21 protein-coding genes are annotated in these 22269 nt (G+C 56.9%); 9 read left to right on the top strand and 12 right to left on the bottom strand.

The features are described 5' to 3' along the window. Positions 1-77: 77 nt before the first annotated feature. The 3 genes from arsB to ACTG2G_RS17990 all read left to right on the top strand — a co-directional run bounded on the left by arsB (position 78) and on the right by ACTG2G_RS17990 (position 3210). The gene (gene arsB / locus ACTG2G_RS17980; protein WP_429214521.1) at positions 78-1142 is read left to right on the top strand and encodes an ACR3 family arsenite efflux transporter; all 1065 of its coding nucleotides are present in this window, start codon (positions 78-80) and stop codon (positions 1140-1142) included. 75 nt (positions 1143-1217) lie between these two features. Continuing rightward, the gene (gene arsC / locus ACTG2G_RS17985; RefSeq protein ID WP_429214523.1) at positions 1218-1643 is read left to right on the top strand and encodes a glutaredoxin-dependent arsenate reductase; all 426 of its coding nucleotides are present in this window, start codon (positions 1218-1220) and stop codon (positions 1641-1643) included. A gap of 358 nt (positions 1644-2001) precedes the next feature. Further along, the gene (locus ACTG2G_RS17990; RefSeq protein WP_021230483.1) at positions 2002-3210 is read left to right on the top strand and encodes a NupC/NupG family nucleoside CNT transporter; all 1209 of its coding nucleotides are present in this window, start codon (positions 2002-2004) and stop codon (positions 3208-3210) included. Positions 3211-3287: 77 nt separating this feature from the next. Here the strand turns inward: ACTG2G_RS17990 and ACTG2G_RS17995 are convergent, their stop codons facing one another. Further along, positions 3288-5387, bottom strand: coding sequence for a hypothetical protein (locus tag ACTG2G_RS17995; protein WP_429214525.1), 2100 nt, complete (start codon positions 5385-5387; stop codon positions 3288-3290). A gap of 443 nt (positions 5388-5830) precedes the next feature. On the opposite strand from ACTG2G_RS17995, the gene ACTG2G_RS18000 reads away from it, so the two are divergent. Then, a complete protein-coding gene (locus ACTG2G_RS18000; protein WP_005338159.1) occupies positions 5831-5980 on the top strand; it encodes a hypothetical protein in 150 nt (49 codons plus the stop codon). A gap of 292 nt (positions 5981-6272) precedes the next feature. After that, positions 6273-7190 carry an IS5 family transposase gene (locus ACTG2G_RS18005; protein ID WP_270657252.1) on the top strand — a complete coding sequence of 306 codons (918 nt, stop codon included), beginning with the start codon at positions 6273-6275 and terminating at the stop codon, positions 7188-7190. Between the two features lie 22 nt (positions 7191-7212). Here ACTG2G_RS18005 and ACTG2G_RS18010 read toward each other — a convergent pair whose 3' ends face one another. The 11 genes from ACTG2G_RS18010 to ACTG2G_RS18060 form a co-directional block, all read right to left on the bottom strand. Then, complete coding sequence (locus tag ACTG2G_RS18010; RefSeq protein WP_429213867.1) at positions 7213-8010, bottom strand: BPL-N domain-containing protein; 798 nt, start codon at positions 8008-8010, stop codon at positions 7213-7215. A 132-nt stretch (positions 8011-8142) separates the two neighbouring features. Continuing rightward, on the bottom strand, positions 8143-8406 hold the full coding sequence (locus tag ACTG2G_RS18015) for a YkgJ family cysteine cluster protein (RefSeq protein ID WP_080741217.1): 264 nt from the start codon (positions 8404-8406) through the stop codon (positions 8143-8145). Continuing rightward, the gene (locus ACTG2G_RS18020; protein WP_429213869.1) at positions 8406-9839 is read right to left on the bottom strand and encodes a hypothetical protein; all 1434 of its coding nucleotides are present in this window, start codon (positions 9837-9839) and stop codon (positions 8406-8408) included. The genes ACTG2G_RS18015 and ACTG2G_RS18020 overlap by 1 nt, the downstream gene beginning before the upstream one ends. Positions 9840-9899: 60 nt before the next feature. Further along, a complete protein-coding gene (locus tag ACTG2G_RS18025) occupies positions 9900-10892 on the bottom strand; it encodes a hypothetical protein (protein WP_429213871.1) in 993 nt (330 codons plus the stop codon). 2 nt (positions 10893-10894) lie between these two features. Then, complete coding sequence (locus tag ACTG2G_RS18030; protein ID WP_439985713.1) at positions 10895-11287, bottom strand: TerB family tellurite resistance protein; 393 nt, start codon at positions 11285-11287, stop codon at positions 10895-10897. A 639-nt stretch (positions 11288-11926) separates the two neighbouring features. Further along, positions 11927-12733, bottom strand: a complete 807-nt coding sequence (gene trpA / locus ACTG2G_RS18035; RefSeq protein WP_429213873.1) for a tryptophan synthase subunit alpha — start codon at positions 12731-12733, stop codon at positions 11927-11929. After that, positions 12730-13923 carry a tryptophan synthase subunit beta gene (trpB, locus tag ACTG2G_RS18040; RefSeq protein WP_429213874.1) on the bottom strand — a complete coding sequence of 398 codons (1194 nt, stop codon included), beginning with the start codon at positions 13921-13923 and terminating at the stop codon, positions 12730-12732. Before trpB ends, trpA begins: the two co-directional genes overlap by 4 nt. 47 nt (positions 13924-13970) lie before the next feature. Further along, positions 13971-15479, bottom strand: coding sequence for a bifunctional indole-3-glycerol-phosphate synthase TrpC/phosphoribosylanthranilate isomerase TrpF (trpCF, locus tag ACTG2G_RS18045; RefSeq protein WP_429213954.1), 1509 nt, complete (start codon positions 15477-15479; stop codon positions 13971-13973). Further along, positions 15479-16492 carry an anthranilate phosphoribosyltransferase gene (gene trpD, locus ACTG2G_RS18050; RefSeq protein ID WP_429213876.1) on the bottom strand — a complete coding sequence of 338 codons (1014 nt, stop codon included), beginning with the start codon at positions 16490-16492 and terminating at the stop codon, positions 15479-15481. Before trpD ends, trpCF begins: the two co-directional genes overlap by 1 nt. 10 nt (positions 16493-16502) lie before the next feature. Beyond that, the gene (locus ACTG2G_RS18055; protein ID WP_429213877.1) at positions 16503-17102 is read right to left on the bottom strand and encodes an aminodeoxychorismate/anthranilate synthase component II; all 600 of its coding nucleotides are present in this window, start codon (positions 17100-17102) and stop codon (positions 16503-16505) included. Further along, on the bottom strand, positions 17095-18729 hold the full coding sequence (locus ACTG2G_RS18060) for an anthranilate synthase component 1 (RefSeq protein ID WP_429213879.1): 1635 nt from the start codon (positions 18727-18729) through the stop codon (positions 17095-17097). Before ACTG2G_RS18060 ends, ACTG2G_RS18055 begins: the two co-directional genes overlap by 8 nt. A gap of 436 nt (positions 18730-19165) precedes the next feature. On the opposite strand from ACTG2G_RS18060, the gene rnm reads away from it, so the two are divergent. The 4 genes from rnm (at position 19166) to scpB (ending at position 22193) form a co-directional block, all read left to right on the top strand. After that, complete coding sequence (gene rnm / locus ACTG2G_RS18065; protein ID WP_335833053.1) at positions 19166-20047, top strand: RNase RNM; 882 nt, start codon at positions 19166-19168, stop codon at positions 20045-20047. A gap of 107 nt (positions 20048-20154) precedes the next feature. After that, positions 20155-20775: an L-threonylcarbamoyladenylate synthase gene (locus ACTG2G_RS18070; protein WP_021231208.1), complete on the top strand. Its 621-nt coding sequence runs from the start codon at positions 20155-20157 to the stop codon at positions 20773-20775. After that, positions 20768-21637: a segregation and condensation protein A gene (locus tag ACTG2G_RS18075; protein ID WP_421386080.1), complete on the top strand. Its 870-nt coding sequence runs from the start codon at positions 20768-20770 to the stop codon at positions 21635-21637. The genes ACTG2G_RS18070 and ACTG2G_RS18075 overlap by 8 nt, the downstream gene beginning before the upstream one ends. Beyond that, on the top strand, positions 21621-22193 hold the full coding sequence (gene scpB, locus ACTG2G_RS18080; protein WP_374845677.1) for an SMC-Scp complex subunit ScpB: 573 nt from the start codon (positions 21621-21623) through the stop codon (positions 22191-22193). Before ACTG2G_RS18075 ends, scpB begins: the two co-directional genes overlap by 17 nt. The last annotated feature ends 76 nt before the right edge of the window (positions 22194-22269 follow it).

Below are 22269 nucleotides of genomic sequence, written 5' to 3' on the forward strand. Positions count from 1 at the left end.
GAATATGCCGTTACTTGTTATAAACCTGTGTTTTGAACCAATAGAAGATGCGGGATTGCGCCGCATCGGGAGCTGTGATGTCTGCAACATGTGATGCCAAGGCCGTGCCTGCCATCGGCTTTTTTGAACGTTATCTGACCGCCTGGGTCGCCCTCTGCATTCTGGTGGGGATTGGTCTCGGGCAGGGGTTGCCGGATCTCTTCAAGGCGATCGGAGCCATGGAGGTGGCCAAGGTCAACCTGCCGGTGGGGCTGCTGATCTGGGTGATGATCATCCCCATGCTGCTCAAGATCGATTTTGGCGCCCTGCATCAGGTGAAGGGGCACATGAAGGGCATTGGGGTCACCCTCTTTATCAACTGGCTGGTCAAGCCCTTCTCCATGGCCTTCCTCGGTTGGCTCTTTATCCGCGTGCTGTTTGCCGACTGGCTGCCAGCTGATCAGCTCGACAGTTACGTAGCAGGCCTGATCCTGCTGGCGGCGGCCCCTTGCACCGCCATGGTGTTTGTCTGGAGTCGTCTCACCAACGGCGATCCCTACTTCACTCTGTCGCAGGTGGCGGTGAACGACCTCATCATGGTGTTTGCCTTCGCGCCGCTGGTGGCGCTGCTGCTCGGGGTCTCCAGCATCATAGTGCCGTGGGATACCCTGCTTACTTCTGTGGTGCTCTATATCGTCATCCCGGTCATCATCGCCCAACTGCTGCGCAAGGCTTTGCTGAGAAAGGGTGAGGCCCATTTTGACGGCGTCATGACCCGCATCCAGCCCTGGTCGGTGGCGGCCCTGCTGCTCACTCTGGTGCTGCTGTTCGCCTTTCAGGGCAACGCCATCATCGAGCAGCCGCTGGTTATCGCCCTGTTGGCGGTGCCGATCCTGATCCAGGTGCTGTTCAACTCCGGGCTGGCTTACTGGCTCAACCGCAAGGTGGGGGAGAAGCACTCGGTTGCCTGTCCTTCCGCCCTGATCGGCGCATCCAACTTCTTCGAGTTGGCGGTGGCCGCCGCCATCAGCCTGTTCGGCTTTCACTCCGGCGCGGCGCTCGCCACCGTGGTCGGGGTGCTGATCGAGGTGCCGGTCATGCTGCTGGTGGTGCGGGTGGTTAACGCCAGCAAACCCTGGTACGAAGCTGGGCTGGGCCGTTAACTGATGGCCGCTAACAGATGGCCGCGAACTGATGCTATCCATTTTCTATTCACTTGATTAATGAGAGACACGCAAATGAGTGCAATCACCATCTATCACAACCCGGAATGTGGTACCTCCCGCAACACCCTGGAGCTGATCCGCAACAGCGGCGTGGAACCCACTGTCATCCACTATCTGGAGACGCCCCCCTCCCGTGACCAGCTGGTGGCGCTGATCGCCGCCATGGACATGCCGGTGCGCGATCTGCTGCGCAAGAACGTGCCCCCCTACGAGGCGCTCGGGCTGGCGGAAGACCGTTTCAGCGATGATGCGCTGATCGATGCCATGCTGGCCCACCCCATCCTCATCAACCGCCCCATCGTGGTCACGCCGCTTGGCACCAAACTGTGCCGTCCGTCGGAAGTGGTGCTCGATATTCTGCCCGATCAGCAAAAAGGGGCCTTCGCCAAGGAGGATGGCGAGCAGGTGGTGGATTCGAGCGGCAAGCGCCTCAAGTAATCATCTGAGTACTCAAGTACGGATTGAAACAGGGCCAGCGTCACGCTGGCCCTGTTTCGTTGTGTGAACAAGTTGAAAAAGTTACTCCGGCCAATCGTTTTACCGCTTTTTCTGTGACGATGATCACTGTAGCATCGCCGCCCGACCTGCCACCCGGCCGCATCTCCCCCTGCGACGGCGCTGGCGTCACCCGATACATGCTGTCACCCGGAACGTGAATGACCCCAGGATGGGACCCGCCACTAACCTGTAGGTTTGTGGTCTGCGTGTCGCGTGGGTCGGCACTTCTCCCGCCGGATCGCCCGCGACGCCTGTCTGCAGACTTGCCATATGAAACTCCTCTCTTCATAGGTGCAAGATGACACTGTTATTGAGTCTGGTCGGTATGCTGGCCCTGATGTTTATCGCCTGGCTGGCGAGTGAAAACCGCCGAGCCATCCGCTGGCGAACCGTGCTGGGTGCGCTCGCCCTGCAAACCGGTTTTGCTGCCCTGGTGCTCTATTTCCCCCCCGGACAAATCATGCTCGGTGCCATGAGCAATGGCGTCTCCGCCCTGCTCGGCTTTGCCGACAGCGGCATCCGTTTCGTGTTTGGCGATCTGGCCAGCAACGGATTTATTTTCGCCGTGCGGGTGCTGCCGCTGGTGATCTTTATCAGCGCGTTGATCGCCGTGCTCTACCACTTCGGCATCATGCAGTGGGTGATCCGGGTGCTGGGCGGCGCCATTCACCGCCTGCTCGGCACCAGCCGCGCCGAATCCCTGGTGGCCACCGGCAATATCTTCCTGTCGCAAGGGGAGTCGCCGCTGCTTATTCGTCCCTTCCTCGCCGGTATGACCCGCTCCGAACTCTTCGCGGTGATGACCTGCGGCATGGCCTCGGTAGCGGGCTCGGTGCTGGGCGGTTACGCCGGTCTGGGTGTGGATCTTAAATACCTCATCGCCGCCTCCTTTATGGCGGCGCCGGGTGGTCTGCTGATGGCCAAACTCTTGGTACCGGAGCAGCAGCAGGTGAGCGATCAGACCGAGATCACCCTCGACAAGAGCGACTACAGCAACGCCATTGACGCGCTGGCGGGCGGTGCCATGGGCGGCATGAAGATCGCCGTAGCCATCGGTACTATCCTGCTGGCCTTTGTCAGCGTCATCACCATGATCAACGCCGGTCTCACCACTGTCGGCGAGTGGTTCGGCTGGGCCGATCTCTCCCTGCAGCAGCTGCTTGGCTATCTGTTTGCCCCGGTGGCCTGGCTGATTGGCGTGCCCGCCAGCGAGATGATGGCGGCAGGATCCCTGATTGGTCAGAAGGTGATCATGAACGAGTTTGTCGCCTATCTGGACTTTGCCAATATCAAGGCGGATCTGAGCGCCCACACCCAGATCATCATCACCTTTGCCCTCTGCGGTTTCGCCAATCTGGGCTCCATTGCGGTGCAGCTCGGCTCCATCGGCACCATGGCGCCGGAGCGCCGTCACGACGTGGCCAATATGGGCTTCAAGGCTGTGCTGGCGGCGACCCTCGCCAACCTGATGAGCGCCACCCTGGCCGGGATCTTTGTCTCCCTCTGATGAGATAAAACGAGGCTGCGCCAGTAAAAAAGCGCCCGCCCCATGTGGGGCGGGCGCTTTGCTTTATGGGCTGGGTGCTAGCGAGCGTTTGCTTCCCCCAGCCGTGGGTTGAGGGAGAGGATCCGGGTCTTGCTGACCCGGTGGCGATAGATCTCCCGCAGATAGAGCAGCGCCTTTTTCACCGATTCACGACTGAGGCGAATATCGTTGATGGAGACGAACTTCTCTTTCTCGCGGATAAGCTCCCGATATTTCTTCTCATACATGGGCTTGATGGCGTACCAGTTGGTATCGAGGATCTTGGCCGGATTCTCGAACTCGTTGAGCATGCTGTCGAGAAGCGCATCGTTCCACTCCTCATTGCAGATCATCTCGATCACCGCCTTGTCCAGATGCTCATCGAAGCGATAGTGATCCTTGGCAAAGCAGCGCTTGATAAAGGCCACGATCAGGGTCAGGAAGTCATCGCTCAGGCAGGGGCTCTTGACGATCAGGGTGGTGAGGGAGATGTTGGCCGACGCCCCTATGACCAGCGCATAGCGCTTGAGGGTGGTATTGGGGAAGAGCCCGTTGAGGTGAGACTTGAGCCGGTTGAGATCCATATAGGAGAGCTTGTACTCCTTGGGCAGGGAGATGATCGACACCACGGAGGAGCAGTTCTTGAAGAAGTGCAGCTCGTTGAGGTGGGCCGGGTCATGGCCACTTTTTACATAGTCGTCCAGATACTCCCGATAGTTGCCCGCCTCGATGGGCAGCAGACTGATCCCCTCGATGGCCTGGGTCATCTTGTTGAAGTGGGGCAGCTCGATGGAACGGGTGAAGAGATCGTCCACATTAAGCCCGTCCTCCTTGTCAAACAGGCCGCAGGGGGGCGAGATGGACTCGGCATACGCCACCGCCACCGGCCCCGCCAGACTCATAAAGAGGTCGTTGGCATCGAGTCGAATGGTTTCGCTGATATCGATGCCCGCCCGGCGAAAGTAGTTCTCGTCGTAGTCGGTGGTGACGGCCTGAGCGGTAAGAATGTTGAAGATCTGCTGGGAGATGTACTGGTTGGCGTACTTCTCCATGGTGTTGACGTCAACGTGCTGGATCTCGCCATCGTCGCTCTCTTCGGCGTAGCGCATGATGTCGTTGGAGATCAGCATCATGGCATTCCAGGGCCTGATCCGCTTGAGCATGCTGGCATCGCACGCCTGCTCGTTGTCGAAGTGATAGGAGAAGTCCCACTCTTCGGCCAGATACTTGCACAGCAGGCGCCCCGCGTTGATGTGCAGCGCTTCCGAGATCTCGATACCCCGATCACAGATATTGGGCAGGATGCAGATACCGCTGGTGAAGATGGGATCGAACATGAAGTGCTCCCCGAGGGAGAGGTGCTCCTCCTCTTCTGACGGGGGCGAAAAGGTCTTGCTCATGTAGGAGTACTGCTGGGCCAGCCCGAACTCGGAGGCCATGCCGGAGCCGGTGCCGCCCCCGGCACTGAAGATGTAGAAATAGAGGCGGGACTGGTTGGCCTTGATGCCGCAGGAGTCCACCAGATAGGTATGAATGGCCTGCCACTCGGAGTTGGCGAAGTAGTGGGGGCTCTTGTTGAGGATGATCTTGGCCAGATACTGGCCAAGGATAGGGGCGTTACCCGCGCCTCCCGCGTGGATCTCCGACAAGTCCATCACCCGCATCTTGGCGTAATCACGCAAGGAGCCACCTTCGCCGCTGCGATTGGAGTGGCGGATGCGGCCATCGATGTCCTTGTCCAGATCCCCCAGCATCACCATGGGCTCGATCAGAAAGACCGGCCGGGCCCCGTTGTTTGGCAGTCGCAGGTTGCGCCGGATCCAGCTAACCGGACCAAACTCCTTCTCCCGCTTTCGTTGCTCTTCACTATTGAACTCATTGAGATAAAAGCTGCGGGCGTTGTAGACCAGCGAGGCGACATCCTGCGCGATGTTGGAGCCGCAGCGCCCCAGCCCCACCAGACAGACGGACGGAAAGTTGTGGGGCACGGCAGCGCCCGTTTCACTCTCTCCGATGGCGGCCGGAAACACCGCGTGGCGCAGCTGTTCCAGATTGGCAAGAATGCGGGCCAGATCCCCTTCGGTGTAGTAGAGGTAACGGTTGCCTGCGTCCTGCTCATCATCCGTGTTGATAGGTAGCAGATCGATATGCTCGGTCATGAAAAAAGATCCCTCTTGGCGGCGAATGTATATAAATCAGCAGCTTTGCACTGCCCGGTAACTCTAGATGATAAAAAGCGGGGGCGCGGTGAGAGGAGGGCGAGAGTTGTGACTGTGTGATCATGGGCACAGCAACACCCCGGAAATCTGCCGGTACTCCTCACCGGACGGATTGGGTGATGGCACCCCATCCCCCTGACAAACGGGGAGACCGCACTCAATCATGTGTTGGCCGCGTGCCGGATTATCACGCTCTGAGCGGCCTGTTTCCCTTGCGCTGGCGTGGTGGAATAAACAAGAAAAAGGATTTTTAGATTGGTTTTAGCATTTCCAATCGATTATTTGATTGGACAGTAACGGCATTAGCGGTGTCAGATTAGGGGAGCAGGTTGGCCAACGCGCCGTCAGCCAGTCTTTACGCGGTCACACAAGGAGACACTCTGATGGAAACACTTGACCAGAAAATCGACACCATGCGAGAAGCATTTATGCAGCAGGAGCGCAAACAGGCCCACGACAAGTGGCAAGCCAGGGTCGAAGAGCTGCTACAGATACGGGGTGAGGAGAGACAACCGGAGGAGCAGGAAGAGTAGTGCTCGTTCCCGGGCGAAAGTTGAGGTAGCGAACCCTTCATATCGGCTACCCGTTATCTACCACCGATAAAAAAACCACCGACCTTTTGCAGGTCGGTGTTTTTTTTATGGATTGCGGCCGATTGGATGGCCTGACTTCCGGGCCGAGCAATGGGGTCACATCCAGGGGCGTAGGGGCGTGACTACTTCGAATGGGTGACGGGCGGCGTTGTTGCCCAAATTGATGCAGTTTGAATGGAACTAATTGAAAACTTGGTGATCTGATCACCAGCATCCACTTCAAATCTGCATCATGAGCACGTCGCTTCACCCCATCACCAACTGGCCTCAATACAACAAGTCCCTGATTAACCGTGGTTCACTCACCTTCTGGGTTGATGCCGCCGCCATGAACAATTGGTTTCACCACGACCATCATGGGCGGCGGGGCCGCAGCCAGCTTTACACTGACCAGACCATCGCAACCTTCCTGATGCTCAAGGGGATTTTCAACCTCACTCTGCGAGCAACACAGGGACTACTCGACTCCCTGTTCGAGTTGATGAACGTACCGCTGTGTGCGCCGGACTATAGCTGTGTCAGCAAGCGAGCACGCACGGTGACAGTGGCTTATCGACAGCCCCCAAATGGAGGCATTACCGACCTGGTTATCGATTCAACCGGGCTGAAGGTGTTTGGCGAAGGCGAGTGGAAGGTCAGAAAACACGGCGCCGAGAAGCGGCGAGTGTGGCGCAAGTTGCATCTGGCGGTAGACCCGGCAACCCACGATATCGTGGCAGCAGAAGTGTCATTGGAAAATGTCCATGATGCCGAGGTGTTGCCCACCTTGCTCAACCCTCTGCGGCGTAAGCTGGGACGTGTTTATGCGGATGGCGCCTACGACAGCAAAGCCAGCCATCAGCTTATCTCGCTCAAAGGGGCGACAGCCTGTATCCCGCCTCGCAAGAACGCTGGACTCTGGAAAAAGGGACATCCAAGAAATGAGGCTGTGCTGGTAATGCGCAAGGAAGGGCTGGCGCACTGGAAGAAGATATCGGGGTATCACCGTCGCTCGCTGGCAGAGACGGCAATGTATCGGTTCAAGCAGTTGCTGGCGGGAAAAATCAGTCTGCGTAACTACAACGGCCAAGTGGGAGAAGTCATGGCGTATGTCAGCGCCATAAATAAACTGAATACCCTTGGCCTACCTGTCAGAAAGCCCCGAGTGTAGCGGTCACCTGGGGCTGGCGAAGTCATGACTTGCTGGCTGATTTGGGAAACAATGCCGTGACGGGCTCTTCGGAGAGCAACTCGTTGACGAGTCCAACGGCTAAATGAATATTCGACTCCATCTTGTCGCCATCCACCGCATTCTCTTTCCACGATTCGGGGGCTTCGGGGTGTGGCCCGGAAACCGCCACCTTGCCTTTGCCGTATGAGCTGATCAGCGCGGCAATCTGATGGTTTTGAAAATGGGCGATGACCTTGACCTGCTCGGGGCTTGGCACCGGCGTAAATTGCGGGCCGGCCTGGTAATACATCTGGCGCTCTTCACCAAGCCAGCTGATCGGGAAGATCCTGGCGCTAAAGTCGCCGTCATAATCATCGGATGTGGCAGGAACAAGGCCCAGCGCCGGCACAAAGCCCTCTTCTTCTGACCAGCCGGTGGATGCCACAAAGGCACCCCCACAGATCCCGAGGTAGCGGCCACCGTTCTGCAAATAGGTTTTTAACGCCGAACGCGCTTGCGCAGTGAAGCCATTGAGGAGCGGCTCAACATCGTCCTCTGTGCCGCCAACGATAAACACCCTGGCATTATCGAGCTCTGCAGGCAGCGCCTCGATATTGGAGAGATACCTGACTGGCAAGCCCACCTGCTTGACCACATCCGCAATCGCCTTCGTGCTATCCCCATCAGAAATCGGCCCGTTATAGATCAGCGCGTATTGCTCTTGTTTCGGCAGCGCAGAGGCGGCCTCTGCCATGCATCCAGTCACTAACCAAAGGCTGATAACGCTCGCAATCAGCCTGATGCCTTTTGATACATTCATCGCTGCCACTATCCCTGTGATGTGAATCGAAGAGACTACTTAGCACGATCCCGTTCTACATGTCAGCTGGTTTTTAAATGAACATTCCGGGTTTAGTCAACAACGTCACTGAAAAGGATCATATTCGTGAGATTACTCTCTTTCGGGAAGTGCTATACATATCTTCAAATTTAGCTCAACAAAGTGCTCCCAAGTATATTGCTCTGAAAATCGAGATGTATACTGTAGTTTGACCCGACAAATATCAGGCCTATCTTCGTATATTGAACAGAGCTTTGTATTTAAATCGAAATGCTTACAACACCCATCTCCCCTATCAAGAAACTTCGTTTCATTAGATAGATGGACGTTAGAACAGCATTTACCACATTGATAACAAGGGAATGAGTAGCTCATCAGAATTTAAATGAATCCTCTGATAACATAATTTGATCAAATTCTTCAAAAGATTTATATGGCAATACAGAGCCAAATTGTTCACTGATTGTATTCAATGCCTCTATGCATTGATTTGGTTCCCAATCATTCATCCCTAAATCAAATGAATCAAATGCAGATATAAATAACTTTTTTCTTAATTCAAAATGCTGATCAAGTTGCTGCTGAAATGCTATACGATTTTGTCGAATTTGAGGGGCTGCTGCAAGGCAAAGGGCCTGTATCTGAAGTCTTCTCTCCTTCGCTATTTTAACTAATTGACTATCACCCAGAGCTACTAGACCTGCTTGATGGATCAAAGTGCCAATCATATATCCGACACCTGCTCCGACAATGGAACCTACGACAGGGATAGGAATCATAATTTGACCTAGAGCACCATAATAGAATGAGGCCGAACTAGTTATCGCGGTATGTGTAATTTCATCACTAAGTTGCTCTAGCTCTATATCTCCTTTTAGATAGTTAATCATAGATTTACTAGAACTAATAATCCCTGATGCAATTGCGACAGGGGCATTGCTTCTTGCTAACGCTCTTGACACTCCATCACCTAAAAAATGTGTCGCAGAATGTGTTATACCTTTACTTAGTGCTGTTACTATATAACCTGTTGCATAACCTTTTGCTGTCGATATTGCAATATTTACTGTTGCTTCTCCTAGTTCACGCTCTCCGTTATAAACTTGGTAAAACTCTGTCACGGTACTGGTCACCCCACTCAATGCTGCGCCTATGTTTCCAGCCCTTTTCCCTGACTCGTGCATATCAACAAAGGCAGCTTCCAGTTTAGATTTATTAGCTATGTCTGCAGCCACATTTGTATCGGTAGATTTTAGTGCCTCATCATAAGTTGTTCCAGAAGAATGTACATCTTCATGCTCGAGTGACTCCGTTATATTTCTATATGTTTGCTCGTATTCTTCGGCCTTAAGAGTTCCAGCTTCAATTCTCTTCTCAAGCAACTCTTTAATTTTTTCGACTTGGTCTTTAGGTGCCAATCTTTGCATTTCTTGGTATTTTTCATTGGATAATGCGAACGCACTGCGTGCAGCACTATTACAGGATTTGGCTTGCACTGCCCTTAAGGTTTCCTTACCGTTGGAAATGATAATGTCAACAGGATCTGTTGGAAAACCCATGCTTGCTGTAGTTTTGGCGAAAAGCTCACTATCTTTTTTTAGAGCATCCAAGTTGAATTTTATGACTTCAAGCTGTTCGAACATATGTCCTTGAGCCTTATCAGCAGCAACATTCTTCCATTTTTGAGCGAGTTCAACTAAATGCTCACTATCTTCAAAAATCTTGAATGTTCTCTCTGTAAACCGCTTTGTGGCAGTGTCAGCTGTGTATCCACCCAGAATGGATACAAAATCATCTTTTTTTTTCATGATGGGGAAGCCTTGGATTAAACAAGTGGGAAGGCATTATCGCCTTCCCATTTCGTTGCATTACGCAATCATTTTTTGGGTTTCTTCCAACACCTTGCGAGACTCTGGTGTTAGCGTCCCTTCATTGTCGATAATAGGTGTTTCCAGCAAGTTCTTTAAAACTTTTGCAGTAGATGCTGCGATCATTACACCCTTACGATCTTCTTCAGAGTACGTACTATAGTTTGTATTCGATTCTACCAACTCGTTTAATGATTGGAGTAATGGTTGGAATCTAATCTCTAAGCTACATAAAATTTTGGTAATTTCTTCAAACCTCAGGCGTATTCCATTTGCTGCAACTTTAGCCTCTTTCATCTGCTCTGAAGCCAATTCAGCCTTATCAAGGTTACCATATGCATCTTCTTTAGCAGCCTCAGCTTTAGAAGCCATCATCATTCCGCCAACAGCGAGGACAGGCCCTGCGACAACACCACCTAAAACCATCATGCCACCTGCCACACCGTAACCTCCTACAGCGAGTGAGCCGCCACCTAACCAAGCTAGAGTCGCATTAGTAGCAGCGGCACCACTTAATGTGCCTATGGCGGTACCTGTTGAAGCAGTTCCTAAAACACCAACACCACCGTAAGCAGCTAAACCAGCAAGTCCACCACTACCAAGAGCCGTGATTCCACCTGAAAGAACATTTTTAATGTCTAAGACACTAGTTTTCATGCGAGCAAGCTCTCCAGCACTCATAGCTGGTAAATTTGTCGCATCATCTAGAATATTGTCATCAAAAGAGATATTTTTTATTTTTGAAAAAATGTCAACAAAGGGAACGAGCGATTCATTATAAATTTTGTATTTTGCTTGACCTAGTTTTTCCATTGCTTTCTGAGTTGACTCTCGCTCATCTTCTAGCTCAGCCTTTGACTCGTCAAATATAGTCTGCGCACGATTATTGATCCTTTTTGCTGTGTCAAAGTCCTCTTTTGCATCGATACCTTTTTTCACACCGTACCCACCGGCAACCAAGGCCACACCTGCTAATATGAATGGTAAAGGCATCGTTATATCTCCATGAATAAATTAGCTTCTTTAACCAGAATCATTTGACGTTTCACCCAATTTTCCATGTCTGTGAGTAGACTGGGTGAAATATCTAGAGTCTCTGCTAAATTCCTAATGACAGTAATCTCACTTTCTTGATAAGTTTCATCGGCATAAGCAACACCAATGAGCTCCAGCATAAACGCCACTTTTTGGTGCTTAAACTCAAATAAACTATCTAGTTTATCAAATTCAGGTTTACTATCGAAATTCACGTTGGCATCACATTGAGACCGAATTGTTTCCAACATAAGCTTTTCTTTTTCGTCGATATGTCCATCGACAGCGATAATTTTTTTAGTAAAAGCTATCAATGTTGCTTCTTGCTCATTATTTAAATGCTGAATAAACATATTTGTCATTCCTTAACAGACGATTTAACAGATTAATTGAGAGCGCTTAAATAACACTGTAAGTTATCTATGACCCTCATAGGACTTAGTGCTTGGGAGTTGTCGTCCAAACAGACTATTCCACACAAGCTAATAGTTGTCTTTTTTATCCATATTTTTGTTACATAAGCTGTGGTCTTGAAGATCCGCAATAGTGATCGTCTGTTGGGCTTCGCTACGATCTGAGCAAACCTACAAAAACCATGCTACCGCCCCTGAGTAACAGCCCCCAGTTCGCTGCTTTTAACTAATGAGATAGTAATAATTGTTGGCATTACGCCCTGCTGAGAGGTTGATTGTCGTTTGGCTATCTTATGGGGGAGGGTGAAGGGCGAGAAGATTGTTTTGACGGAAATTTGCACTAGATCAATAAAATTATCATTAGCGACGTTTGAGGTGCGTCGTTCACTCTGCTGGGTATGTGCAATACCCCTCCCCCAGCCCTCTCCCGGAGGGAGAGGGGGTAAACAGCCGGGGGCGTTAAGCGGGTACAAGCGGATAAGAAGAAAGGGAGCCGGTCAGGCTCCCTTTCTCATGGTTATGGCGTGGTTATGCGAACTGGCAGATCAGGGTCACAACCAGCTGACCCCAAATCCAACCTTATCTATTGGTCGCGGCCTTCATCCCTTCCACAAACTCTTTCAAACGAGTGAGCATATGTTCCGGATTCTGGTGGTGGGTCTCGATGATCTTCACCACGGCGGAGCCGGAGATGGCACCGGCGGCGCCAGCGGTGATGGCTTCACGCACCTGAGCCGGTTCGCTGATGCCAAAGCCGAGCAGGGCGGGGGGGGCGTTGAACTCGCGCAGGGTATTGATCAGCCCCTCCACCGGCATGCCGGCCTTGGTCTCGGCGCCGGTGACGCCAGCGCGGCTCACCAGATAGGTGTAACCATTGCCGAGCTCCGCCACCTGCTTCAGGGTTTCGGCGTCGCCATTGGGCGGGGCGATAAAGATGCTGTCGATGCCGAACTTGTCGGCGGCCGCCTTGTAGGGGGCGCACATCTGCACCGGCACGTCGGCGACCAGCACCGAATCCACGCCCGCCTGCTGGCACTTCTCGTAGAAGCCGTCAATTTTGCGCACATAGACCAGGTTGGCGTAGACCAAGAGGCCAATGGGCAGCTCCGGGTACTTGGCGCGGATGCGGCCGAGCAGCTCGAAACAGTCGTCCGGGGTGGTGTGGCTGGCAAACGCGCGCAGGGCGGCGCCCTGAATGGTGGGGCCATCCGCCACCGGATCGGAGAAGGGAATGCCGAGCTCGAGGGCATCGGCGCCCCCTTCTACCAGCGCATCGACGATGGCTAGCGACAATTCGGGGGTGGGGTCACCCAGCATCACGAACGGCACAAAGGCGCCCTGATTGGCTTCATCCAGACGGGAGAAGAGTTGTGCGTAACGGTTCATGACAAGGTTCCTTCTTTCTCAAAAATGTCAGCAACGGTGAAGATATCTTTGTCGCCACGGCCGGAGAGGTTGACGATGAGCACCTGCTCTTTTTCCGGTTCACTGCGGGCCATCTTGAGGGCATGGGCCAGCGCGTGGGAGGACTCCAGCGCCGGGATGATGCCTTCGGATTTGGCCAGCTCCTGGAAGGCGTCCAGCGCCTCCTTGTCGGTCACCGAGGGGTACTCGGCGCGGCCGATGGCGGCCAGATGGGCGTGCTGCGGGCCGACGGAGGGGAAATCGAGACCCGCCGAGACGGAGTAGGACTCCTGAATCTGGCCCTGATTGTCCTGCATCAGGTAGGAGTGCATGCCAAAGAAGACCCCCTTGCTGCCGTGACCCAGTGGTGCACCGTGCTCGCCGCTCTCGATACCGTGGCCGCCCGGCTCTACGCCGATGAGGCGCACCGACGGCTCATCGATAAAGTCGGCAAACATGCCGATGGCGTTCGAGCCGCCGCCGACGCAGGCGATCACCGCATCGGGCAGCCGCTCTTCCTTCTCGAAGCACTGGGCCTTGGCCTCTTCGCCGATCATCTTCTGGAACTCCCGCACGATAGTGGGGAAGGGGTGCGGGCCGGCGGCGGTACCGAGCAGGTAGTGGGCCGACTCGTAGTTGGCGGCCCAGTCGCGCAGCGCCTCGTTACAGGCATCTTTCAGGGTGGACGAGCCGGACTGCACCGGAATCACGGTAGCGCCCATCAGCTTCATGCGAAAGACGTTGGGCTTCTGGCGCTCGCAATCCTTGGCGCCCATATAGACCCGGCACTTGAGGCCGAGCAGGGCGCAGGCCAGCGCAGTGGCGACGCCGTGCTGACCGGCACCGGTCTCGGCGATGATCTCGTTCTTGCCCATCCGCTTGGCCAGCAGCGCCTGACCCAGCACCTGGTTGGTCTTGTGGGCGCCGCCGTGCAGCAGATCTTCGCGCTTCAGATAGAGGCGGGTCTTGGTGCCCTTGGTCAGATTGCGAGTCAGGGTGAGCGGGGTCGGGCGACCGGCATACTCGGTCAGCAGGGACTGAAACTCGGCGATAAAGGCCGGGTCATCCTTGGCATCGACAAAGGCTTTCTCCAGCTGGAGCAGGGCCGGGATAAGGATTTGGGGCACATACATGCCACCAAATTCGCCGAAAAACGGGTTGAGCAGGGTCATGGCTTCTTCCTTGTATTAGCTAAATCGAAACATCAAAAAGGGTTGCGTTACAGGTTGCGCAGTGCGCCGAAGGCGGCTGCAATCTTGTGCGCATCCTTCTGGCCCGGGGCACTCTCCACCCCGGAGTTGAAATCAAGGCCGAGGCAGCCCACTTGTGCCGCTTGCAGGGCGTTGTCGGGATTCAGGCCGCCCGCCAGCATCAACTTGGCTTTATCGAGATTTGCCAACAGGGCCCAGTCGAACGCCTGACCGGTGCCGCCGCTCTGGCTGCCTACTTTGGTATCCAGCAGCAGGCGATCGGCCGGGTAGTCGAGGGCGGGCAGCGGTTCGCCACTTTCTTTGCCGAGAGAGACGCCTACGGCCTTCCAGATCTGGCAGCCCGCGGGCAGCAGCGGACGCAGGGTGTCGATATAGGCGGCATCCTCATCCCCATGCAGCTGGACTGCGGCGAGCCCCAGCGCATCCACCGTCTTGGCGATGGTGGCGGGTTGGGCGTTGCGAAAAACCCCGACGTAAGAGAGCGGCGCACCCGCCATCACGGCGCGGGCGGCGGGGATGTCTACATAGCGCGGGCTTTTGGAAACAAAAATCAGGCCGCCAAACACCGCACCCTCCTGATGGGCGGCGGCAGCATCCTCGGCGCGGGTGAGGCCGCACACCTTGTTCTGGCCCAATACCAGCTTGCGCACAGCCGCTTCCAGATCCGGCTCGGCCATCAGGGATGAGCCCACCAGAAAGCCTTTGGCGTGGTGGCGCAGATCCGCCACCTGAGCGCGATGGTTGATGCCGGATTCGCTGATCACCACCCGATCGCTTGGAATGTCTTTGGCCAGCTGTTTGGTGCGGTTGAGATCGACGCTCAAGTCGCGCAGATCCCGGTTGTTGATGCCAATCACCGGCGCGCCCAGCGCGATGGCGCGGGTCAGCTCCTCCTCGTTGCTCACCTCGGTGAGCACGCCCAGGCCCAGCTCTTTGGCCACCGCGAACAGGGCGCGATAGCCCTCGTCGGTGAGCACGGAGAGCATCAGCAGAATGGCGTCCGCCTGATAGTGACGGGCCAGATAGACCTGATAGGGGTCAATCATGAAATCCTTGCAGAGCACCGGCTGCGATACGCGGCAGCGCACCCGCGGCAAAAAGGCGAAATCCCCCTGAAAGAACTTCTCGTCCGTCAGCACCGAGATGGCGGTGGCGTATTTGCCATAGATGTCGGCGATGGCCTCCGGGCTGAAATCGTCGCGGATCAAGCCCTTGGAGGGGGAGGCCTTCTTGCACTCCAGAATAAAGCGGGTGGAGCCCGCCTTGAGCGCCCCGACGAAATCCCTATCGCTTGGGGTCAGCTCGCTCTGGAAGCTATCCAGCGGTTGGGCCAGCTTGCGGGCGGCAACCCACTCCTGTTTGGCCGCCACGATCTTGCCGAGAATGGTCTGGCTGATGGAGGCCATGTTCAGAAATGCATGGGGGGCAATAAGGTCTGACATCTCGTTATCCTTGCGAAGCTGGCTCTTGCCCTGCGGGCGTTCTGAATGACTGTTGTGCAACGTGGTGGCTGACATCATGCCTCCTGATGGCTCAGAGTAGCCAGCCGAGCAGCCAGATCCGCTGCCTTGCCGCTCGCCAGCACCGCCAGCACCTCGGCCGCCGCGCTCTTGAGATCTTTCGCCTTGCCCGCCATCAGCAGCAGTGGCGCCACATTGGCGGCAATGGCGGCGTTGTGAGCCGGGGTGCCACGCCCTTCCAGAATGGCGGCGGTGATGGCGCGGTTCTCTTCAGGCTCACCACCCTGAATGGCGCTGACCGGATAGGTCTCGAGGCCAAAGTCAGCCGGGGTTAACAGAAACTCGCGGATCTCGCCGTCACGGATCTGGGCCACCTGGGTCGGGCCGTGAATGGCAATCTCGTCGAGCCCGGCGCCGTGAACCACCATACCGGTTTTCAGCCCCAGTGCCAGCAGGGTTTCTGCGATGGGACGCACCAGCTCGGGGGCATAGACCCCCATCAGCTGATAGGTGGGGCGAGCGGGGTTGATAAGCGGCCCCAGCACGTTGAACAGGGTGCGGGTCTTGAGGGCCTGACGCACCGGCATGGCGTGGCGCACGCCGGCGTGATACTGGGGGGCGAACAGGAAGCAGATGCCGAGCTCGTCCAGACAGCGGCGCGCTTGCGCCGGGCTCATGTCGAGCTTGATCCCCATTTTGTCGAGCAGATCGCTCGAACCAGACTTGCTCGAGACCGAGCGGTTGCCGTGCTTGGCCACTTTCAGGCCGCAGGCGGCGGTGACCAGCGCCGAAGTGGTGGAGACGTTGATGGTGTTGAGGCCATCGCCACCGGTGCCGACGATGTCGCAAAACTCATAATCCGGACGCGGGAAGTCGCGCGCTTCCGCCAAGAGCGCCTCGGCGGCGCCGGCGATCTCCTCCGGGGTCTCCCCCTTGATCTTGAGGGCGGTCAGCAGGCTTGCGAGCACGATGGGGTCCACTTCGCCACGTACCACCTGACCGAAGGCGTCGCGGGTACTTTCACGGCTCAGAGACTGACCCTGATAGAGGGTGTTGAGATGTTGATGCATGTTGGTCTCCTTACCGCACACTGCTTTCTGGACGGGTGATATGGGCGAGCGCCTGGGTCAGCAGACGGGCCCCTTCCGAGGTCATGATGGATTCCGGGTGGAACTGGAAGCCCAGCACCCGCTCATCCTGCTGCTCGATGGCCATGGGCATGCCCTGATAGTGGGCAATCACCGTCAGATCTTCCGGTACATAGGTAGCGACCAGCGAGTGGTAACGGGCTACCGGCAGCGGGCTCGGCAGACCGGCGAAGGCGCCGTGGCCGTTGTGCTCAATCAGGGACCGCTTGCCGTGGACGATTTCGCCCGCCGCCCCGACGGTGCCGCCGTAGGCTTCGCACAGGGCCTGATGGCCGAGACAGATACCGAGGATGGGCACCTGACCACGAGCCAGCTTGATAAGGTCGATGAGGCAACCCGCCTCGTGGGGGGCGCCCGGCCCCGGTGAGAGCACCAGTACGGCGTCCCCTTCACAGGCGGCGATCTCGCTCATGATGCGGCTCGCCGGCAGGCTGTTGCGGTAGATCCGCACCGGATAGCCGAGGGAGCGGAACTGGTCGACGAGGTTGTAGGTAAATGAATCGAAGTTATCGAGCAGGAAGATGTTAGTCATGGCTCACGTCCTTATGTTGCTCCTGCTGGGCGCTCAGGGCTTGCAGAGAGGTGCCATGGCTGGCAGCGATGGCGGCCAGCACGGCGGCCGCCTTGGCGCGGGTCTCGTCCGCTTCGGCCTGGGGCTTGGAGTCATAGACCACCCCGGCACCAGCCTGTACATGGGCCACGCCATCTTTCACGAAAGCCGAGCGGATGACGATACAGGTATCCATCTCGCCTGCGCCGTTGATGTAGCCGACCGCGCCTCCGTAGCTGCCGCGGCGTTTGCCTTCCACCATGCGAATAAGCTCGCTGGCGCGGATCTTGGGGGCGCCGGTGAGGGTGCCCATGTTCATGCAGGCCTGATAGGCGTGCAGGGCGTCAAGATCCGAGCGCAAGGTGCCGACCACCTTGGAGACCAGATGCATCACGTGGCTGTAGCGATCCACTTTCAGCAGCTCTTTGACGTAGCGGGTACCGGGCTCCGAGATGCGGGCGATGTCGTTGCGCCCCAGATCCACCAGCATCAGGTGCTCGGCCACCTCTTTTTCGTCCTGACGCAGTTCCAGCTCGATGCGGCCATCGAGATCCCGGTTGATGCTGCCATCCGGGTTGAAGCCGCGGCGGCGGGTACCGGCGATGGGGTACATCTCCACGTCGCGGCTGGCGGCGCAGAATTTCACCGCGCTCTCCGGCGAGGCGCCAAACAGGGTGAAGCCCTCATCCTGCACGTAGAACATGTAGGGGCTGGGGTTGGTCTGTTTGAGGCGGCGATAGGCGGCCAGGGGGCTTGGGCAGAGCAGGGAGAAGCAGCGGGATGGCACCACCTGGAAGATGTCGCCACGGCGGATAAAGCCCTTGAGCTTCTCCACCTCGGCGCAGAACTGCTTGTCGCTCTTGTCCACGCTCATGCCACCGGTCAGGGGCTGGGTGGTCAGCTCGGCGCTTAGGGGTTGTTGGCAAATCTGTTTGAAGTCGGTGAGCCGTTCGGTCAGGCGGGTGTATCTGTCTTCAACCTGGCTTTCGTCGCTATCGCCGCCAAAGATGCAGGCCAGCAGTTGAGTGGTGCGTTCGATATGATCGATGGTGATCAGGGTTTCGGCCACGTAGAAGCAGTAGTCGGGGCAGCTGTTGCTCCCTTCCGGCACGTCGGGCAGATCTTCAAAAGAGGCGATGAGGTCGTAGGCAAAGCTGCCCGCCATAAAGAGCGCTTCTTTGCCGAGCTGGCAATCGAGCTCCCGCTGCAGGGTGCGCAGCACGTCCAGCACGCTGCTCCCCTTGAGGCGGGAATCTTCGTCCAGCTCCCGATCGGAGGCCGGGAAGTCGAGTTGCAATTCGCCATCTACCAGCGAGCGAGCCACCACCGCAGGCAGCCGCTCGGCCAGCAGGCTTTGCAACTGGGCACCGTTGTCATTGAGGCTGCGAACCCGCACGGTGCGACCACGGCACTCGATGCGCAGGCAGGCGTCTACCAGCAGCAGGCTCTGCTTGCCTGCCTTGGAGTCGATCTCCACCGATTCCAGCAGCAGGTTGTTGGGGCGACCCTGACAGAGGCGGGTATAGAGCGCCAGCGGATCGGCCACATAGGGGGCGTTGAGCTTGAGGGTATCGAATTCACCCAGAGGAAGGCGATGTGTGGCTGTCATAGTGCGTTCCCTTGCGTGTGATGCGTGTTACCGATGTTCATGACGTTGAATTCCTTGAAAATTTAATTGGTCCGGGGTGGCTGGTTCAGGGGCGCCATCGCCAGGTCAGCTTGCTTGTCTGAATTCTCGGTTTCATCACAGGTCCATTTGCCGGATAATAAAAAAGCCCGCTGGGGTCAGCGGGCTTTTTCTTTGGGTTCTTAATTTGCTGTCAGATTACAGGTACAGCAACGACCACACGCCCGCATGTCAGGGAGTGTGCCACCACCAGATGGTCAGGATGGAAGTCGTTTGCATGATAAAGTCCTGTAAAAAGATGTTTGCAATGAAGTGCCTACAGAAAACGATAAAGCCGCGGCCAAGTCAAGTCGCTTTTTAGCCTTCTTTCACCGATTTGCCATGAATGGTGACCTGACCACGAGAGCGGAATAACCTGATGAGATTCGATCTTCACTGCCATACCACTGCCTCCGACGGGGTGCTGAGCCCAGCCGAACTGGTGCGTCGCGCCGCCGAAAAACAGGTCGAGGTGTTAGCGGTTACTGACCACGATACCCTTGCCGGACTTGATGAGGTGCGCCGCACCATCGACGCCGAGCAACTGCCGCTGCGACTGGTGAGCGGGGTCGAGATCTCCACCGGCTGGGAGCATCACGAAATTCATATCGTGGCGCTGGGGGTGGATGAAAAAAATCCGCAACTGACCGACTTTCTGGCCGGTCAGCTGGCCCGTCGCGAGGCGCGCGCGCTGGAAATCGGGCGTCGTCTGGAGAAGTGCCTCATCCCCGGCACCTATGAAGAAGCCAAGGCGCTCGCCGGTGACGCCGCCGTGACCCGCGCCCACTTTGCCCGAGTGCTGGTGGCACGCGGGGTGGCCGACAATATGCAGAAGGTATTCAAAAAGTACCTGAGCCGTGGCAATAAAGGGTATGCCCCGGCCGAGTGGCCCGAGATGAGCGAAGCTATCGCGGCCATTCATGCCGCCGGTGGGCTGGCGGTGCTGGCCCACCCCAGCCGTTACGATCTCACCGCCAAGTGGATCAAGCGGCTGCTGGTGGCCTTCAAGGCGGCAGGTGGGGATGCCATGGAGGTTTCGCTGCCCCAGCAGAGCCCACAGGAGCGGGCCAATCTGGGCCAGTGGGCCAAGGAGCACGACCTCTATATCTCGGTGGGATCGGATTTTCACTTCCCCTCCAACTGGACCGAGCTGGGCCGCCACCTCTGGCTGCCCAAAGAGGGAATGCCCGTCTGGCTGGCCTATCCCGGTCACTTTGGGCTCACCACCGAACAACATGCCGAGCTGCTGGCGAGTCGCTAACGGCGCCAGCGAAGCAGCCACAAACAGGTTTAAGGTAGTGTCATGGGTCTTTGGCCCGTGACCATACGAGCGGGCAGGTATTGCTGCCCCCATTGCGAGAACAAGCTATGAGTCAGCATTTTTACGTACATCCTGAAAACCCCCAGGCCCGTCTGATCGGTCAGGCGGTACAGATCATCCAGAACGGCGGCGTCATCGTCTATCCGACCGACTCCGGCTATGCGCTGGGCTGCCAGATGGGTGACAAGGGCGCGCTGGAGCGCATCTGCCGCATCCGTCGCCTCGATGCCAACCACGACTTCACCCTGGTGTGCCGCGATCTCTCCGAGATCTCCACCTACGCCAAGGTCGACAACAGCGCGTTTCGCCTGATCAAGAACAACACCCCGGGCGCCTACACCTTCATCTTCAAGGCGACCAAAGAGGTGCCGCGCCGCCTGATGAACGAGAAGAAGAAGAGCATCGGCATCCGGGTGCCGGACAACAAGATTGCCCAGGCGCTCTTGGAAGCCCTCGGCGAGCCGCTGCTCTCCACCACATTGATCCTGCCGGAGTCCGAGATGGCCGAGTTTGACCCGGAAGAGATCTTCGACAAGCTGGGCAAGCAGATTGATCTGGTGGTCAACGGTGGTTATCTGGGCGAGCAGCCCACCACAGTGGTCGATTTCTCTGACGACGAGCCGGTATTGCGTCGTCGCGGCGCCGGAGATCCAACCCCGTTTGAGTGATGTCGCTGAACCGGTGACAGTCCCCTCCGCCGAGACGGGGACTGGCGCCGCGCTACCCATCGCGAAAGTCCTGGGGCAGCCCTATCACGAGCTGCCCCAGGATCTGTTCATCCCGCCCGATGCGCTGGAGGTGTTCCTCGATACCTTCGAGGGGCCGCTCGATCTGCTGCTCTATCTCATCCGGCGCCAGCAGCTCGATATCCTCAATCTGCCGATCCTGCAGATCACCGCCCAGTACATGGAGTACGTGGAGCTGATGCAGGGGCTCAACCTTGAGCTGGCGGCTGAATATCTGCTGATGGCGGCCTGGCTCGCGGAGATAAAATCCCGCCTGCTGCTGCCCAAGGCGCCGGAGCTGGAGGATGAAGAGGAGGGGGAAGACCCGCGGGTGACCCTTATTCGCCGCCTGCAGGAGTACGAGCGTTACAAGGTAGGTGCAGAGAGGGTCAATGAGCTGCCACGGGTGGAGCGGGAGATTTATATCGCCACCGCCTTTCCCCCCGATTTTGGCGCCCTCAAGCCACTGGCGCCCGATGTTTCGCTGGTTGAGCTCGCCCTTTACATGCAAAGTGTGGTAAAACGCGCGACTCATTTCGAACATCACCAGATCCGCCGCGAACAGATCCCGACCCGGGTGCGCATGGCGGAGATCCTCGCCATGCTCACGCTGGGCCAGACCCTGCGCCTTGAGCAGGTGCTGCGTGCCGAAGAGGGACGCATGGGGGTACTGGTGACGTTTCTGGCCCTGCTGGAGCTGTGCAAGGAGCAACTGATCTGGATCCTGCAGGCAGAACCGCTGGGACCAATTCATTTCGCATTGGCCGAGCAGAGCGAGGAGGGCAACCGTGGCGCTGCCCACTGAACGACTCAAGACCCTGATCGAAGCGGCGCTGTTTGTGGCCGGTCGTCCGCTTAATGTCAGCGAGCTGAAAAGCAGCGTGCTGGCGGATTATCCGGTGACCAGTCGCTATGTTCAGCTGCTGTTGGCCGAGATCAGGCAAGATTACAGCTCGCGAGGCGTCGAGCTCAAGGAGGTCGCCTCCGGCTGGCGCTTTCAGGCGCGTCAGGAGTATGCCGAAGAGCTCTCGCGGCTCTGGAGCGAGCGGGCGCCGCGTTATTCGCGCGCCGTGATGGAGACGCTGACCCTGATTGCCTATCGCCAACCCATCACCCGGGCCGAGATAGAAGCGATCCGTGGGGTGGCGGTGTCGAGCCAGATAGTGAATACCCTGAAAGAGCGTGGCTGGGTGCGCAGCATCGGCCACAAAGAGGTGGCCGGTCGCCCCGAGCTGCTCGCCACCACCAGAGAGTTTCTGGATTACTTTAATCTGCAGAGTCTGGAGCAGCTCCCCGAGCTTGATCCTGAACTGCAACCCCTGTTGCCCTCTGCGGTGGACGGGGAGAGCTATGCCCGGTGAATGGTGCCCAAGCGTGCCTATGTCACCGAGATATACATTTTTCAACTGTGGCGAGTGCTCCAACCGGCGTTTGTTA

Origin of the sequence: Aeromonas sp. 55A, from assembly GCF_051919665.1 — a bacterium.
Taxonomy (GTDB): Bacteria; Pseudomonadota; Gammaproteobacteria; order Enterobacterales; family Aeromonadaceae; genus Aeromonas; species Aeromonas veronii.

Excerpts from the sequence above, each read along its gene's own strand:
- ACTG2G_RS18020 (WP_429213869.1), bottom strand. The coding sequence starts at position 9,839 with ATGAAAAAAAAAGATGATTTTGTATCCATTCTGGGTGGATACACAGCT.
- ACTG2G_RS18025 (WP_429213871.1), bottom strand. The coding sequence starts at position 10,892 with ATGCCTTTACCATTCATATTAGCAGGTGTGGCCTTGGTTGCCGGTGGG.
- trpA (WP_429213873.1), bottom strand. The coding sequence starts at position 12,733 with ATGAACCGTTACGCACAACTCTTCTCCCGTCTGGATGAAGCCAATCAG.
- ACTG2G_RS18010 (WP_429213867.1), bottom strand. The coding sequence starts at position 8,010 with ATGAATGTATCAAAAGGCATCAGGCTGATTGCGAGCGTTATCAGCCTT.
- ACTG2G_RS18005 (WP_270657252.1), top strand. The coding sequence starts at position 6,273 with ATGAGCACGTCGCTTCACCCCATCACCAACTGGCCTCAATACAACAAG.
- ACTG2G_RS18055 (WP_429213877.1), bottom strand. The coding sequence starts at position 17,102 with ATGACTAACATCTTCCTGCTCGATAACTTCGATTCATTTACCTACAAC.
- ACTG2G_RS18060 (WP_429213879.1), bottom strand. The coding sequence starts at position 18,729 with ATGACAGCCACACATCGCCTTCCTCTGGGTGAATTCGATACCCTCAAG.
- ACTG2G_RS18000 (WP_005338159.1), top strand. The coding sequence starts at position 5,831 with ATGGAAACACTTGACCAGAAAATCGACACCATGCGAGAAGCATTTATG.
- trpB (WP_429213874.1), bottom strand. The coding sequence starts at position 13,923 with ATGACCCTGCTCAACCCGTTTTTCGGCGAATTTGGTGGCATGTATGTG.
- ACTG2G_RS18015 (WP_080741217.1), bottom strand. The coding sequence starts at position 8,406 with ATGAGCTACTCATTCCCTTGTTATCAATGTGGTAAATGCTGTTCTAAC.
- arsC (WP_429214523.1), top strand. The coding sequence starts at position 1,218 with ATGAGTGCAATCACCATCTATCACAACCCGGAATGTGGTACCTCCCGC.
- ACTG2G_RS17990 (WP_021230483.1), top strand. The coding sequence starts at position 2,002 with ATGACACTGTTATTGAGTCTGGTCGGTATGCTGGCCCTGATGTTTATC.
- ACTG2G_RS17995 (WP_429214525.1), bottom strand. The coding sequence starts at position 5,387 with ATGACCGAGCATATCGATCTGCTACCTATCAACACGGATGATGAGCAG.
- trpD (WP_429213876.1), bottom strand. The coding sequence starts at position 16,492 with ATGCATCAACATCTCAACACCCTCTATCAGGGTCAGTCTCTGAGCCGT.
- trpCF (WP_429213954.1), bottom strand. The coding sequence starts at position 15,479 with ATGTCAGCCACCACGTTGCACAACAGTCATTCAGAACGCCCGCAGGGC.
- ACTG2G_RS18030 (WP_439985713.1), bottom strand. The coding sequence starts at position 11,287 with ATGTTTATTCAGCATTTAAATAATGAGCAAGAAGCAACATTGATAGCT.
- rnm (WP_335833053.1), top strand. The coding sequence starts at position 19,166 with ATGAGATTCGATCTTCACTGCCATACCACTGCCTCCGACGGGGTGCTG.
- arsB (WP_429214521.1), top strand. The coding sequence starts at position 78 with ATGTCTGCAACATGTGATGCCAAGGCCGTGCCTGCCATCGGCTTTTTT.
- ACTG2G_RS18070 (WP_021231208.1), top strand. The coding sequence starts at position 20,155 with ATGAGTCAGCATTTTTACGTACATCCTGAAAACCCCCAGGCCCGTCTG.